Raw genomic sequence first — 13,824 nt, 5'->3', positions numbered from 1 at the left:
TTGTTCAACTCGGCTTGTGAATAACCATCCAGGCGTGTGCCTTTAGGGAAGTACTGACGTAGCAGGCCGTTCGTATTCTCGTTGCTACCGCGTTGCCAAGGACTTCGTGGATCGCAGAAATACACGTCGACCTCTGTGGCAAGCGTGAACGTCTTGTGGCTTGCCAGTTCGCGGCCACGGTCCCACGTGAGCGTTTGGCGCAACTCCTTAGGCAGCTTCTTCACCTGCTTGATCAGTGCCGACACGACGCTTGTAGTGTCTTTGCCTTGGACTTTCACCAGCATCACAAAGCGCGATTGGCGTTCAACCAGGGTCGCAATATGCGAGTTGTTCGAGCCCGATATCAAGTCACCTTCCCAGTGCCCGGGAACCGCTCGGTCTTCCACTTCGGCGGGACGTTCGCTGATTGATACAGCATCGATGATCGCCCCTCGGTTTTGTCCGCTGCCCGTGGCTTTTTTAGCGCGTCGCATCACGCGATGGGTGCGCAAATGCTCCATCAGCTCTTTTTTAAGGACGCCCCGGGCTTGTACATACAGGCTTCGGTAGATCGTTTCGTGTGATAGTTGCATGAGCTTATTGACTGGGAACTGCCGTTTGAGCCAGCCCGATATCTGCGCAGGTGCCCATTGTTGTTTGAGCTTACTCGCCACGAGCATGCGTAGTCGCGCCCGGTTTGAAAGGGCGCACGCTTTGGGCCGTAGCGCGTTCTTCCAGGCATTGGCGTCGGCCTGTTGGGCGCGGTACTTTATCGGCCCGCCGTTGCGTTCGATCTCCCGGCTGATCGTCGATGGCGCTCGGTTCAGGCTCGCTGCAATGCGGTTTGAAGACCAGTTTGCGCTCAGCCCTCGAGAGATCGCTTCGCGCTCCTCGGGCGTCAGTGCACGTGGCGAGCGCTTTCTTGGCGGCGGTGCGATCCCACCGCGCTTAGCAAGCATCCGATGCACCGAGCCCACTTCACGCTCCAGCGCCCGACTAATCTCGCTGACAGACTCCGCTGCGCGCCAGCGCTTCCAAATCTCCCCCTTCTGGGTCGACGTCAACCACGGTTTTGCTTGTCGTTTCATAGCCTCATCCTCCGATTTCCGTATTGGAACAGAGGTGTTGCATCGACCAGTTGAATCCGCCCGTCATTTCTTTGTCCAAAGCGACAAAGAAACGAAGCAAAGAAAACGCTTTCAAAACGCGGGCTCATAAGTTGACCCAGCGTGCAGTCTCCGAGTTTTTGGCACCCCAAAAGCACGGTGCTCGCAAGAGCAACGGATGTGTGAACCCCTCTTTCTCCGAACACGGATACCCACACGCTTCGCCACCAGTGATTGAACCTGCCCAAGGTGCACCCCGCGCTATCCGCGGAAAACCATCCTCCGAATTTGTACGCACATCGAACCATGTCGCCAACCCACCTCGAAACAAGGCGCTCGGATAGATGAGGCCCTACCGACGAAAATAACCGGGCCGATCATGCCGACCAAACAGCCAATCCATGAAGACCTGTAGCGGCAAACACGCGTGAGGCCGTGCGGGTTTCTTGGGCAAGCGTGCTTGCCCGAGAGCGTACGGGGCGAAGCGTGTGCGTGTAAGAATTCGCGAGAAGGAGGGGTTCACACATCCGTCGCTCTTGCGAGCACCGTGCTTTTGGGGTGCCAAAAACGTGGAAACTGCACGCTGGGTCAACTTACGAGCCCTCGTTCTGAAAGCGTTTTCTTTGCTTCGTTTCTTTGTCGCTTTGGACAAAGAAATGACGTGCCGCCACGCACAGTGGCTAATAGTGATAAAGAGAAAAGCCAACTCAAGCAGACCGCTAAGGCCGAAAGCAGCAACCCGGCAATGAATCCGACCGCTAACGCAGGAACCTGGCACCCCGGCACTGACCCCGACCACTAACCCCAGAACCTAACAACCCGGCCCCACCCCCAACCACTAACCCTGATGCGATACATCGCCCTGTCCCGGTAACGTAAACTGAAAAATGGCGCCCCCCGGAGAATTCGATGTTACCCATAAGCGTCCTCTGTGACTCTCCACGATCGAGCGGCAAATCGGCAGCCCCATCCCCAGCCCGTTGGGTTTGGTCGTAAAGAATGCATCAAAGACGCCTTCCACATGATCGGCGTCAAGGCCCGGTCCGGAATCCTGCACGGTAACGCAGAGTTCGTTGGCGCCGGTCTTGCTGGTCCGGATCAAAAGCCTTCGCTCACCAGCGTTAGTTGCGCTCATCGCTTCAAACGCGTTGATCATCAGGTTGAGCATGACTTGCTGCAGTTGTACCCGGTCGCCCTGGATCTGCGGCAATCCATCAACCAGTTCGACGGCGAGCTCGACACCGTGCCTGCTGGCTTCACTTCGCATGAAAGCGATCAACTCGAGAATCGTTTCGTTGATGTCGAGGCCGTCTTTTCGCTGCGGTTCCTTTTTAAAGAAAGCGCGAGTCCGGTCCACAATGTTATTAGCGCGGCCGCTATCCGCGACAATCCGGTTGAGCGCCTGACTCACTTCGTGGAGATTGGGCGGGTGGGCTGCCAGCCAGCGCAAGGCCGCACTGGCGTAGGTGATCGATGCGGTAATAGGTTGCTTCACTTCATGAGCAATCGATGCCGATAACTGCCCCATCGTCGCCACGCGGTTTGAATGCGCCAGCTCCGTCTGCAGCTTGAGATAGCGCCGCTCGCCGTCGCGCACTTCCTGTTGCGCCCGCTTCTGGTCGGTCAGGTCGAGAATAAAAGCCACGCCTTGACCCGCACGATCGCCGAACGCCGCCGGCCCGATCAGCACAGGCACCCGGCGGCCATCCTTGCGCAAGTACTCCTTCTCGAAGGGTTTGGCGCTTCCGGTGGCCTTCAATTCGGCCTTCGCCAGTTCGTCGCGCTCGAGCCAGTCAGGCGGCGTCAGATCGGGCCATCGGATACGCCCCGAGACAAGATCTTCCCGGCTGTAATCCACGATACGCAGAAAAGCATCGTTGGCTTCAACGACATTGCCTTCAAAGTCCCAAATGTGAATCCCGATGATGTTCGAATCCACCAGGCGCCGAACCCTCGCCTCGCGCTCCTGAAGATCCGCATAGAGACGAGTATTCTCGAGCGAAATGGCCGCCTGCGACGCCAGCAAATCGAGCAGCGCGGAGCGGCGTGCCGTAAAGACATGCGAAGTGGCCGTGTTCTCGAGATACAGCAGGCCGCTAAGCTTGCCCTGCCTGACAAGAGGCAGGCAGAACAGCGATCGCGTCGCTCCGCTTGCCAGGTAGCTGTCCTGAGAGAACATATTGGGTATCAAGGCATCATCGATGATGACGCTCTTTTGCGTGTGGATCACGTAACGCAAAACGGCGGCAGGGGCGGCTGAATTGGCCGGCGGTTCCCGGTTCAACTCGATCCCGTTCCCATTGATACGCGCCTCTGCCTCGATCCGGTAGCCATCCGGTTGCTGCAGCACCACTAACAGACCCCTATCGGCGCCTGCGGTCTGCAGCGCTATTGTCATCAGGCGCTCGATCAAGCCGTTCAGTTCGATCTCGCTGGAAAGGGCCTGAGACGCCTTGAGCAGCGTCGCGGCGTCGAACTGCCGCCAATCGAAGCTGAGTGTCGACATGGCCTTGCCATCGTCCTGATTGGCGAGGCGGGGAAATTGACCGTCGAGTTGCGCGACCTTGCCGTCCGCGCCCCAAAAGGCAAAGCAATGACGCGCGTTGCGTAAATAAGCATCGGCGCTCGTCCTGAGTCCTTTGCCCAGATAGAAGCGGCCGGCAAGTTCGTTGGCGATGCCTTCCTGCTGAAGAAAGCCGTTTTCATGCGCGGAGTGGACTGCCTCTTCGTACAGGCGCATGGCGTCGAGATCCCGGCCTTCCAGACGCGCGAGCTCCGCACAGACAAGCGCGTAGCGGTTCTGATAATTCTCCGGACAATGCTTGGCCCACATTTCGAACTTCCTGAGTTTCGCTTCAAGAATGCGCCGGTAGGCTTGCTGCTGTTCCCTGGATGCCTCCGGATAAAGGGCAGTCAGGGTGAGCACATGAAAGAAGTGATAGGTCGCTTCAATTGACAGCGCCATGACAGAACTGAGGACTTCCTCCGCCCGGTCCGCCGCCTTCAACGCGTCGGCATACCGGCCATCCAGGAAGGCAAGCATGACCTTGATGATGCGATAGACGCCAATAGCACAGCCGAAATTTGATCTGATGATTGCATCGAAGCTGGCTGTTTCGTCGAAGGTATCGTCGTTCAGCTTCAACGTTTCGGTCGTCTTGCCGCGAAGACTGACGACGAATTGCCGTTCGACCCGGATCAACTCATAGACCGCGTCGTTATGGCTCTCGCGTGCGAGCGCGGCGTACTTTTCCGAAAGCGTCTGCACGTCCTCGAGAGCGGCTCCTTTCTCGATCGCCTGCCAGACCGCGTTGAATGCGACGTTGCCTGCAAAAACAAGGTCGCCCACTTCCAGGCACGCAGCGGTCGCCCGTTCGAGAACCGGCAAATTAGTCGCAATGTGGCAGCGCCAGAAATTGACATGCGCGCCGTACAGGTGAAGCAGCTTTCCATTCAGGCGCCGATTGCCAAATCTTTCGTTCAGCCTGATCGACATCTCTGAAAATTGCACCGCGGTGGGGATATCGCCGATAAGCGAGACCAGCATCAACGCGTAATTGCCGTAGGCAAAACTGGAGTTGTCGGTGTTGCCGTGCTGCAAGGACAGGTTGACCGCCTTCATGGTGATGAGCGGGTAATACGCGGGCCGGGCGGCGAAGGCACAGTTCATCGCCTGAAGAAGAAGATTGACGACCGCAAGGATCACAGGATCCGTCGCTACCGGCGCCTCGACCAGTTCGCTAATAGGACGCTCGGCCTGATTGACGCGAACGTCGCGCAGTCCGTCATCGACAGCCGCCTGGATGTCCTGACCGGTCTCAGGAAAAATGATGTCGAAATCGCGGAGCGCAGTGAGCGCAACCGAGAAGCTCTCGTCATATCTTCCGGCGAGCTGATACAACTCGATCCGCAAGCTGAAGACCTTTGCGCGATCGAGACTGGAGCGCGCCTTGGTAAGCATCATGTCGGCAAGCGCGTCGGCTTTCGTAAAATCGCCGGCCAGATATTCGCACTCCGAGAACGCGAGATAAAGTTCGAAGGTGCTGTCGTAGCGCTGCGTCCACGCGTCGGGCGACAGCAGCCCGACGCCCTGGGCGAGATAGCTGAGAGCGGCCGCGTAGGCCGTCGAACTCATCGCGCGAGTGCCTGCAATGAGGTTCAGCGCAACGGCCTGCTCGCGCTCCGACTCGGTCACGATCAGCGTTGCGCCGCGATTGAGATGGTTGACGATGTCGAAGATGGCATCTTCAAGCGCTTCTGGCGGGGTCCGCGACACCAGCGCCCGGCCGATCCGCAGATGAGCGGCAGCGCGCTCGTTAGCGGGGATCAGCGCATAAGCGGCTTCCTGCACGCGATCGTGCGCAAATTCATACGCGTTGGCCTCGCGAAAAACGAGGCCCGTCCGCACGGCTTCCCACAGGTTCGCGTGCATCGTCTCGTCAGATCCGCCCTGAACCCACGTCAGCGCGGTGACTTCGGCGACGTTGCCGAGGCACGCCAGTTGCCCCAACGCGTCGCGCGTCAGAGGGGGCAAGCGGCTGAGCTTCGCCGCCATCAGGTCGGCGACGTTCTCGGTAAAACCTTTCGCGCGAATGCGCGGCAGATCCCAGCACCACAACGCGGCGCGTGGGTCGAATGTGAGCAGATCCTCATCGGCGAGCGTCGTCAGAAACTGGATCGTGAAGAACGGATTGCCGCCCGTCTTCTCGTGCACCAGTTGCGCGAGCGGGCGGGCCGTCGCGCTGTCGCAGTGCAGCGAATCAGCCACGAGTTGCGTGACGCTGTCCGGCGTGAGCGGCGCGAGCTCTATCTGCTGCACCCGCCCTTCGGCGTGGCTGATCGACTCGAGCGTGCGCGCGAACGGGTGCGACACATCCACCTCGTTGTCGCGGTAGGCGCCGACCAGCAGGACGTGCTTCACGTCCGGATGCGTGACGAGGTGGGCGAGCAAGTCGAGCGTCGCCGTATCGACCCATTGCAGATCGTCGATAAACAGCGCGAGCGGATGCTCAGCTCGCGCAAACACGCCGAGAAAGCGTCGAAATACAATCTGGAAGCGGTTTTGCGCATCTTGCGGCGGGAGAACGGGCGCGCCCGGCTGCTCGCCGATGATGAGCGCCAACTCAGGGATCAGATTCACAATCAGCTGACCATTGGGCCCGAGCGCCTCCATCAGCGCGTGCCGCCACGTCTCGACCTCTGCATCGCTCTTGCTCAGCAGGTTGCGTACGAGCGTCTGGAAGGCTTGCGCAAATGGCACATAAGGGATGTCACGTTTGTATTGGTCGAACTTGCCGGACGCGAACAGACCCCGGGGCGGCACCAGCACGCGGTGCAACTCGCTGACGACTGACGACTTGCCAATGCCCGGATAGCCCGAGATCAGCACCAGTTCGACCGCCCCGCTCGCGACGACACGATCGAACGCTGTAACAAGCGCTTCGATCTGTGCCCCGCGTCCGTACAATTTCTCAGGGATCAGCAGGCGGTCTGACGCGTCGTGCGCACCCAGCGGGAACGGCTCGATCCGGTGGCGCGCCTCCCATGCCACGAGGCACGACCGGAGGTCAGCCTCGACACCCGCCGCGGTCTGATAACGGTCTTCAGCGGCCTTGGCGAGCAGCTTAAGGACGATGCCCTCGACCGTCGCCGGAATACCGTCGACGCGCTCGCCTGGCGGTGTCGGCCTGCGAGCAATGTGGCAATGAATCCATTCCATCGCGTCCGATGCCATGAACGGCAGCGACCCGGTGAGCATCTCGTACAGGGTGACGCCGAGCGAGTAGAGATCGCTGCGCGTGTCGATCGAGCGGTTCATGCGGCCCGTCTGTTCGGGCGCCATATACGCGAAGGTGCCGGCAACGATCTCCGGCGGCGCGGGCGGCTGATGTTCGTGCGGCAGTTGCGAGGCGATGCCGAAGCCGGTGAGCCGCACGTTGCCGTTCCCGTCGACGAGCACATTTGCCGGCTTGATGTCTTTGTGAACGAGACCGCATCGATGAACGTGGCCAACCACCTTCGCCAGATTGACGGCGATACGCAAGAAGCGCGGAAGTTCCAGCGGACGGCCGAGTGAGCGATGCAGGGGCTCGCCGCCGTTGTCGTCGAGAACGAGCATGGGCGGCTCTCTGCGGCGATAGAGCGCGAGGGGTTGCGCTGCCCAGCTTGAATGGAGCAACGGGGCTAATCCGTATTCGTGCTCGAGCCGTGTGATGCTTGGCGAGCCCGTGCGCGTGGCGACCAACGCGAGCACCGAGACGGGATGGCTGGGATGGCTGCGATGGCCGGGTGTGCGAGCGCGATATAGTGAGAAGTCGCCGTCATCGTGCAGCGACTCCAACTCATATCCGGTGAGATCCACAATGGACTCCGCTGTGGACGGGAGTTGGCGTGTCGACCAGAGTTAGCGTGTCGGCTGGAGTTGGCGCTTTAGCGCTTACTCCAGCCCCATGGCGCTTACTCTGGACGCATGCACTTACTCTGGTCCCATGCAAGAATTTCTGTCGATTGGAGTTATCGACAATACATTGCGTTCCTGACTAAGTACATGGCGTACTGCGATTTTTTTGGTGACAACAGGACCGAGAGCACCACGGGAGTGCGGCCGACCTGCTACGCACCTCTAATCACGATATTGTTATTCATCGAATCATTAAGTCCTTAAGCCGCTGCTTGAAAACATGATGACCCAAAGTTTGGGACGCGCAAACTCAGCCGCCTGCGCCATTGAACCTGCCAACAAAAGCGAATCAGTGACATTCTCTCCGACTCGCCCTTGTCGCCTCCTTACTCTTCAATAGCTGCGTGCAGATACTTTTCCTGACGCGCAACGTGCATCGACTTGTAGCCCGGTGCGGTCGATGCGGTTGCCTCAGGTCCGATATAGCGCAACGCCGCAGGCGCCTTCACAATTTCCAGCAACTGTTCCATGACGAAATTCCACGAACCCTGGTTCTTCGACTCTTCCTGACACCAGACGACACTCTTCAGATTCGGATAACGCGCAAGCTCCAAACTGATCTGCTTCGCGGGGAACGGATACAACTGTTCGACGCGAATCAACGCGATATTGCCCTTTCCCGCCTGACGCCGACGCTCCAGAAGTTCGAAATAGACCTTGCCCGAACACAGGATGACCCGGTCAACCCTGGACGCTGCTTGCTTCGTAGGCGACTCGGCAAGAATCTCGTTGAATCGTCCGTGTGCAAGATCCTCAAGACTGCTGACAGCCTCCGGATGGCGCAGAAGCGACTTGGGTGTCATCACAATAAGTGGAACGCGATCCTGAAGCACCGCCTGCATCCGCAGCAGGTGGAAAATCTGAGCCGGCGTAGTGGGCTGACAAACCCGCATATTTTCCTGCGCACACAGTTGCAGATAGCGCTCAAGACGAGCGGACGCGTGTTCAGGACCTTCCCCCTCCTGACCGTGCGGAAGCAACATGGTTACGCCACTATGCTGTCCCCACTTTGCAGCGCCCGCGGACAGGAAATTGTCGATGACAACCTGCGCCCCGTTTGCGAAGTCGCCGAACTGCGCTTCCCACAAAACGAGCGAATTTTGCCGGACAATCGAGTACCCGTACTCGAAGGCCAGAACCGCTGCCTCCGACAGAATCGAGTTGCTCACCGAAAATCGTCCTTGGGCTTCCGACACGTTATGCAGCGGGACGTACGTACCCTCTCCCCGGCTCGACCGCTTCTGATCGTGGAGTACCGCGTGACGATGGCTGAACGTACCGCGCTCACTATCTTGCCCGCTCAAGCGCACGTCAATACCCGCGGAGAGAAGAGAGGCGAAGGCCAGATGCTCGCCCATGCCCCAGTCCAGCGGACGCTTACCTTCCGCCATCTCGCGACGGGCACTCACGACTTTTCCGACGAGTGGATGCAGTGAGTACTGTTCAGGAATGCTTGTAATCTTCAGTGCGAGTTTTTGAACGTGGTCTGGCAAGGGCGCCGCGTAATAGATACGGCCAACGTTTCCATCGAGCAGTTGCGGCCAGCTCACCTCTTCGCTCTTTTTATCGACTGGCTTCTCCTCTTCGGCGGTTTGCGCAGCGTCAAGACGGTCACGATAGTCGTGGACAAGCTTCTCCACGTCTTCCGCCATCATGACCCGTTCGTCTACAAGCTTCTTGGCGTAGAGAGTACGGACACCGGGGTGGCCCGCAATGGAGCGATACATCAACGGTTGCGTGATGGCCGGCGTGTCCTGTTCCTGATGACCATGGCGGCGAAAGCAAACCAGATCGATAACGACGCTCTTCTTGAACGTCGCACGGAAATCGATTGCCAGGCGCGTTGCCGCAACAACCGCCTCAGGGTCGTCGCCGTTCACATGCAGGATCGGCGCCTCGATCATCTTGGCGATGTCGGTGCTATAGAACGACGACCGGACATCTTCCGGATGGGACGTGGTGAAGCCAACCTGGTTATTCACAACCACATGCACCGTGCCGCCCGTGCCGTAACCCCTGGTATTCGAAAGGCTCATCGTCTCCATGACAATGCCCTGCCCCGAAATCGCGGCATCCCCATGGATCTCCACAGGCAACACCGCGCTCGCACCTTGTCCCAATACTTCGGCGCGCGCGCGAGCAATACCCTGAACAACCGGATTAACAATTTCCAGGTGCGATGGATTAAACGCGAGTGTCACTTCTGCCGGGCCGCTTGCCGTCGGGAGCAAGCCGGTAAAGCCCTTGTGATATTTGACGTCACCCGCAGGAAGAAGATTGGCGGTTTTCCCGTCGAACTCGTCGAACAACGCAGCCGGCGGCTTGCCGACAATATTGACGAGGACGTTCAGGCGTCCACGGTGCGCCATGCCGAGAATCGAGCTCTTGACTCCCTTCGTGGCGCCATAGGCAACCAGCTCATCCAGCAGGACGATCAGCGACTCCCCCCCTCAAGCGAAAAGCGCTTCTGGCCGACGTAACGAGTATGCAGGTATTTTTCAAGGCCCTCGGCAGCCGTCAGCCGTTCGAGGATATGCAGCTTGTCACCGGTATCGAGGGTCGCTTTTGAGCGCGAAGACTCGAGACGCATTTGCCACCACCGACGCTGATCCGGGTCAGTCAGATGCAGAAACTCTGCGCCCAGCTTCCCGCAATAGGTCTCTCTCAGCGCCCGCACCAGATCGCCGAGCGTCGCGTCTTCGTCCGAAAAATAGGTGTCCGACATGCTGAACTTCGTGTTCATGTCCGCATGGGACAGATCGTAGTAGCTCGGATTCAATTCAGGCACGGGCACCGGCGCGGTCCAGCGCAGCGGATCCAGTTGAGCATTGCGGGTGCCGACCAGGCGATAGGCCGAAATCAAGGCCTGCACGGCAACTTGCTTGCGGGCGAAACTCAGTACCTCGCTCTCTGAGCGCCCTCCCGTTCGCGCATGTTTCGCCAACTCGACGAAACGAGACACAACCGGTGCATGCGCGACATCGCCTGCGTCTGAGCCATCAACCGCCGGCCCCTCCTGCAACGCGTCGAAATAGTCTCGCCATTCTTGCGGCACCGCGGCCGGGTCGGCAAGGTACGCCTCATATTGCTCCTCGACATAAGGAGCATTGCCTCCAAACAGGAAGGAGGTATTCCGATTGCGCATCATCATGATGACTCTGTCCTCAGTCGGGCACATGCCCGGTATCTGCCACGAATTTACTCAAGGCAGCACGCATTGCTGCCCTGGTCAACCCAGTGCGTCCACAGGTACACGAAGACAAAATCCCACTGCGAAAGAAGGCAAGCTTCACTGCCATCCAGTCCGCGTCAACTTGTGCAAGACCCCGCAACTCTTGTCGCCAGGTCCCTGTGCCCACCAGGACCGGCAATCTTTTGACCACCGGTAAGAACAGTTTATGTTTTACGGGCGTTCGCTGATGCTCTAGCTGCGATGGTTCTGGGACATTTTTCGCTGCTTTCCGGCCATCACGTCAAAATTTCCAGGACTTCGTGTATGACGAGGCCGGTTACTTTTGCCACACGAAGGCACCGGCAACCGACTATGCTTCCACAATGACCACGTCATAGTTTTCGTCATCGAAAGCGACGAAAAACTCTTCGGGCATAAGCCACGAATCCACACTCACCGTCTTCGTGTCAACGTCGACGCTGACCTTCGCATCGCCGTCGACGCTCTTCATTGCAAGCTCGATCGCCGGAATATCGGCTGAGCGGATTTCATTTTTCACTGAGAATTTCATTTTCATTTCTCCATTCGATAACGCTTAATATTGACCGGCACCCCGGTCGATCAAACAGCGGCTACAGATGCAACCTGATCTCTGCCGCAAAGTCCCGAATAACTGCTTCATTGCGCGATAGAAACATCCACTGACCAACGCGGGTCGAAACAAGCAGTCCCGCCTCGATCAATGCCGCGACGTGCGCTGACACGGTCGATTGAGACAACCCGCTACGCGCGTGGATTGCATTTGACGGCACCCCGCAACCCAGGTCGATGCACCCTCGCGCAAAGAATTCGCCCGGCGTCTTTAACCACTTCAAGATCTCGCGCCGGAACGGGTTCGCGAGTGCCTTATAGATTAAGTTCTCGTCAGCCATTTTCAACAAGCACCACGATAGAAACTGAACAAACATGCGGGACCCAGCTACGACGCACAATGCGAATCGCGCCGCCCCTCCTTCGTGTCACGCTTTGCGACACCGGAACTCGATTTCGCTAGAACATATCCGCAGCACTCTTACGTCCTGCGCCCTGAGACTCCGTTTCCTGCGCGTTTCGAGAAGGGATAAAGGGACCGGTAATCATGTTCGCGTAGCTTTGGCCCGGGCCCACCATCGGGAATACGTTGGCGTTGTAGTCGATCATCACCTCGAGAAACGCAGGGCCGTCAAACTCCACAAACTCCCTCAGCGTGTCCTCAAGTTCGTCTATTGCCTGAACGCGACGGGCGAATTCAAAGCCATCCGCCTGTGCCGCCATCACAAAGTCCTTGCGATGCAGCGCCTTGTCGCTGGTAAACATACGCCCTTCATAGAAGAGACGCTGCCACTGCCGGATCATTCCATCACCGCGATTGTTGAGCAGCAATACCTTGACAGGGACGCCATATGTGCTTGCCGTCTCCAGTTCGCCCATATTCATCCGGATGCTGCCGTCACCGTCGATGTCGACCACAAGGGCATCTGGCCGCGCCAGTTGCGCGCCGATCGCCGCGGGCAGCCCAAAACCCATCGTGCCCATACTCCCTGAGGTCAGGAAGCTTCGAGGCTCGACAAATTCAAAGAACTGCGCGGCCCACATCTGATGCTGGCCGACGCCCGTGGTGATGATTGCTCGTCCGCCAGTGATTTCACTAAGCTTTTCGACAACGAACTGCGGCTGGATCGCAGTGCTTTTCCGGTCGTAGTTCATCCCGAACGTCCGCTTCAGCTCCTTCACGTGCTCGATCCAGTCGGACGCCGGCGGCCTCGCTGGGCTGTGCTCTATCAAGGACAATAAGGCATCCTTTGCATCTCCAACGTGACTCCACTGTACCCGTTTGACCTTGTTGATCTCCGCCTCGTCTATATCGATATGAGCGACATGGCGGGCGCCGCGGGCGAATGATTCAGGGCGGCCACCGGCAACCCGGTCGTCGAATCGGGCACCCACCGCGATGAGGAAGTCGCAGTCTTCAACCGCGTAGTTCGCGCAGGCGGCGCCATGCATGCCGAGCATGCCAAGACACAACTCATGTTTCGCCGGGATGGCGCCGAGACCCATGAGCGTCGTCACGATCGGAATTGCGTTGCGCTCGGAAAACTCACGCAGTTCCGCGGTCGCGCGTGCAGTGATCACGCCGCCGCCAACATAAAGCAGCGGCCGCTTGCTCTGTTGCAAAAGATCGAAGAAGGCGTCGACCTTCTCTCCGTCAAGACGCGCGCTTTTCGCCACCATCCGCAGACGATCGGAGTAACCGCGAAAATGCAGCGTGCCTTGCCCATGATAGGGACCGGTCCAGTTCTGGATATCTTTCGGCACGTCCACGACGACCGGGCCCGGCCGGCCGCTGCGGGCAATTTCAAATGCGGCTCGCAGCGTTTGTTCGAGCTTCGTGGGGTCGGTCACCAGAAACACGTGCTTCGCGCACGCCGACATGATGTTGAAGACGGGCGCTTCCTGGAACGCGTCGCTGCCAATCGCGGCACGCGGCACTTGTCCGCAGATGAGGACGACGGGGATCGAATCGCCATAACAGTCGGCGATCGGCGTCAAGGCGTTAGTCGCGCCCGGCCCCGACGTGACCATGAAGACGCCGACTTTGCCGCTGGCGCGTGCATAACCGGCGGCCATGAAACCCGCCGCCTGTTCATTGGCGGGCACCACAAACTTGATTTGACGCTCGGCGTGCGCCGCGTTCATTTCGTTATAGCGAAACACGGCGTCGTAGGTCGGCAGGATCGCGCCGCCGCTGTATCCGAACACCGTGTCGACGCCTTGCTCGGCGAGTACGCGCAGGATGATGTCGGCGCCCGACAGCGTTTCGCCCGGATTCGTTGGGCTCAGGTCGGGTGGTGAAGCAATGATCGGATTTCGGGTCATGATGGGCTCAAGTTGGCTATAGGCCAGATCGGCGCTGAGAAGAACAGCGGCCAGGATCAAAGGATGATTTCCCTTCCAACTCAAGAACAGCGTATGTTCGACTTCAGCTCATGGACAGTTGCTCAGACGGGTTCTCCGCACTGCGCCTCTTCCATCCAGCACGCTCGTGAGGTGCTTTTGCTTCGGCAAGA

The 13,824-nt window shown here is 58.7% G+C and carries 5 protein-coding genes and 1 pseudogene; all 6 read right to left on the bottom strand.

Annotated features, from left to right (window positions below):
• On the bottom strand, positions 1 to 1,067 hold a 1,067-nt coding region (locus tag FH08_RS0102070), incomplete at its 3' end, for an IS30 family transposase (protein WP_031356718.1).
• A gap of 856 nt (positions 1,068 to 1,923) precedes the next feature.
• Positions 1,924 to 7,446, bottom strand: coding sequence for a trifunctional serine/threonine-protein kinase/ATP-binding protein/sensor histidine kinase (locus FH08_RS0102065; protein ID WP_031356717.1), 5,523 nt, complete (start codon positions 7,444 to 7,446; stop codon positions 1,924 to 1,926).
• A gap of 425 nt (positions 7,447 to 7,871) precedes the next feature.
• Positions 7,872 to 10,696 (bottom strand): annotated as a pseudogene (locus FH08_RS48110) (2-oxoglutarate dehydrogenase E1 component).
• A gap of 391 nt (positions 10,697 to 11,087) precedes the next feature.
• Entirely contained in the window at positions 11,088 to 11,288 is a 201-nt protein-coding gene (locus tag FH08_RS0102055) for a hypothetical protein (RefSeq protein WP_031356716.1), read from the bottom strand.
• A 61-nt stretch (positions 11,289 to 11,349) separates the two neighbouring features.
• Positions 11,350 to 11,649 (bottom strand): ArsR/SmtB family transcription factor, encoded by a 300-nt coding sequence (locus FH08_RS0102050; RefSeq protein WP_031356715.1) that lies wholly within the window; start codon positions 11,647 to 11,649, stop codon positions 11,350 to 11,352.
• Positions 11,650 to 11,767: 118 nt separating this feature from the next.
• Positions 11,768 to 13,633: a biosynthetic-type acetolactate synthase large subunit gene (ilvB, locus tag FH08_RS0102045; protein ID WP_031356714.1), complete on the bottom strand. Its 1,866-nt coding sequence runs from the start codon at positions 13,631 to 13,633 to the stop codon at positions 11,768 to 11,770.
• Between the last annotated feature and the right edge of the window lie 191 nt (positions 13,634 to 13,824).

Source organism: Caballeronia sordidicola, from assembly GCF_000729995.1.
In the GTDB taxonomy this organism is placed as follows: domain Bacteria; phylum Pseudomonadota; class Gammaproteobacteria; order Burkholderiales; family Burkholderiaceae; genus Caballeronia; species Caballeronia sordidicola_A.
Note: the sequence above shows the minus strand (reverse complement) of the source record. Positions and strands in the feature narration are given on the sequence as shown.

Excerpts from the sequence above, each read along its gene's own strand:
- FH08_RS0102055 (WP_031356716.1), bottom strand. The coding sequence starts at position 11,288 with ATGAAATTCTCAGTGAAAAATGAAATCCGCTCAGCCGATATTCCGGCG.
- FH08_RS0102050 (WP_031356715.1), bottom strand. The coding sequence starts at position 11,649 with ATGGCTGACGAGAACTTAATCTATAAGGCACTCGCGAACCCGTTCCGG.
- ilvB (WP_031356714.1), bottom strand. The coding sequence starts at position 13,633 with ATGACCCGAAATCCGATCATTGCTTCACCACCCGACCTGAGCCCAACG.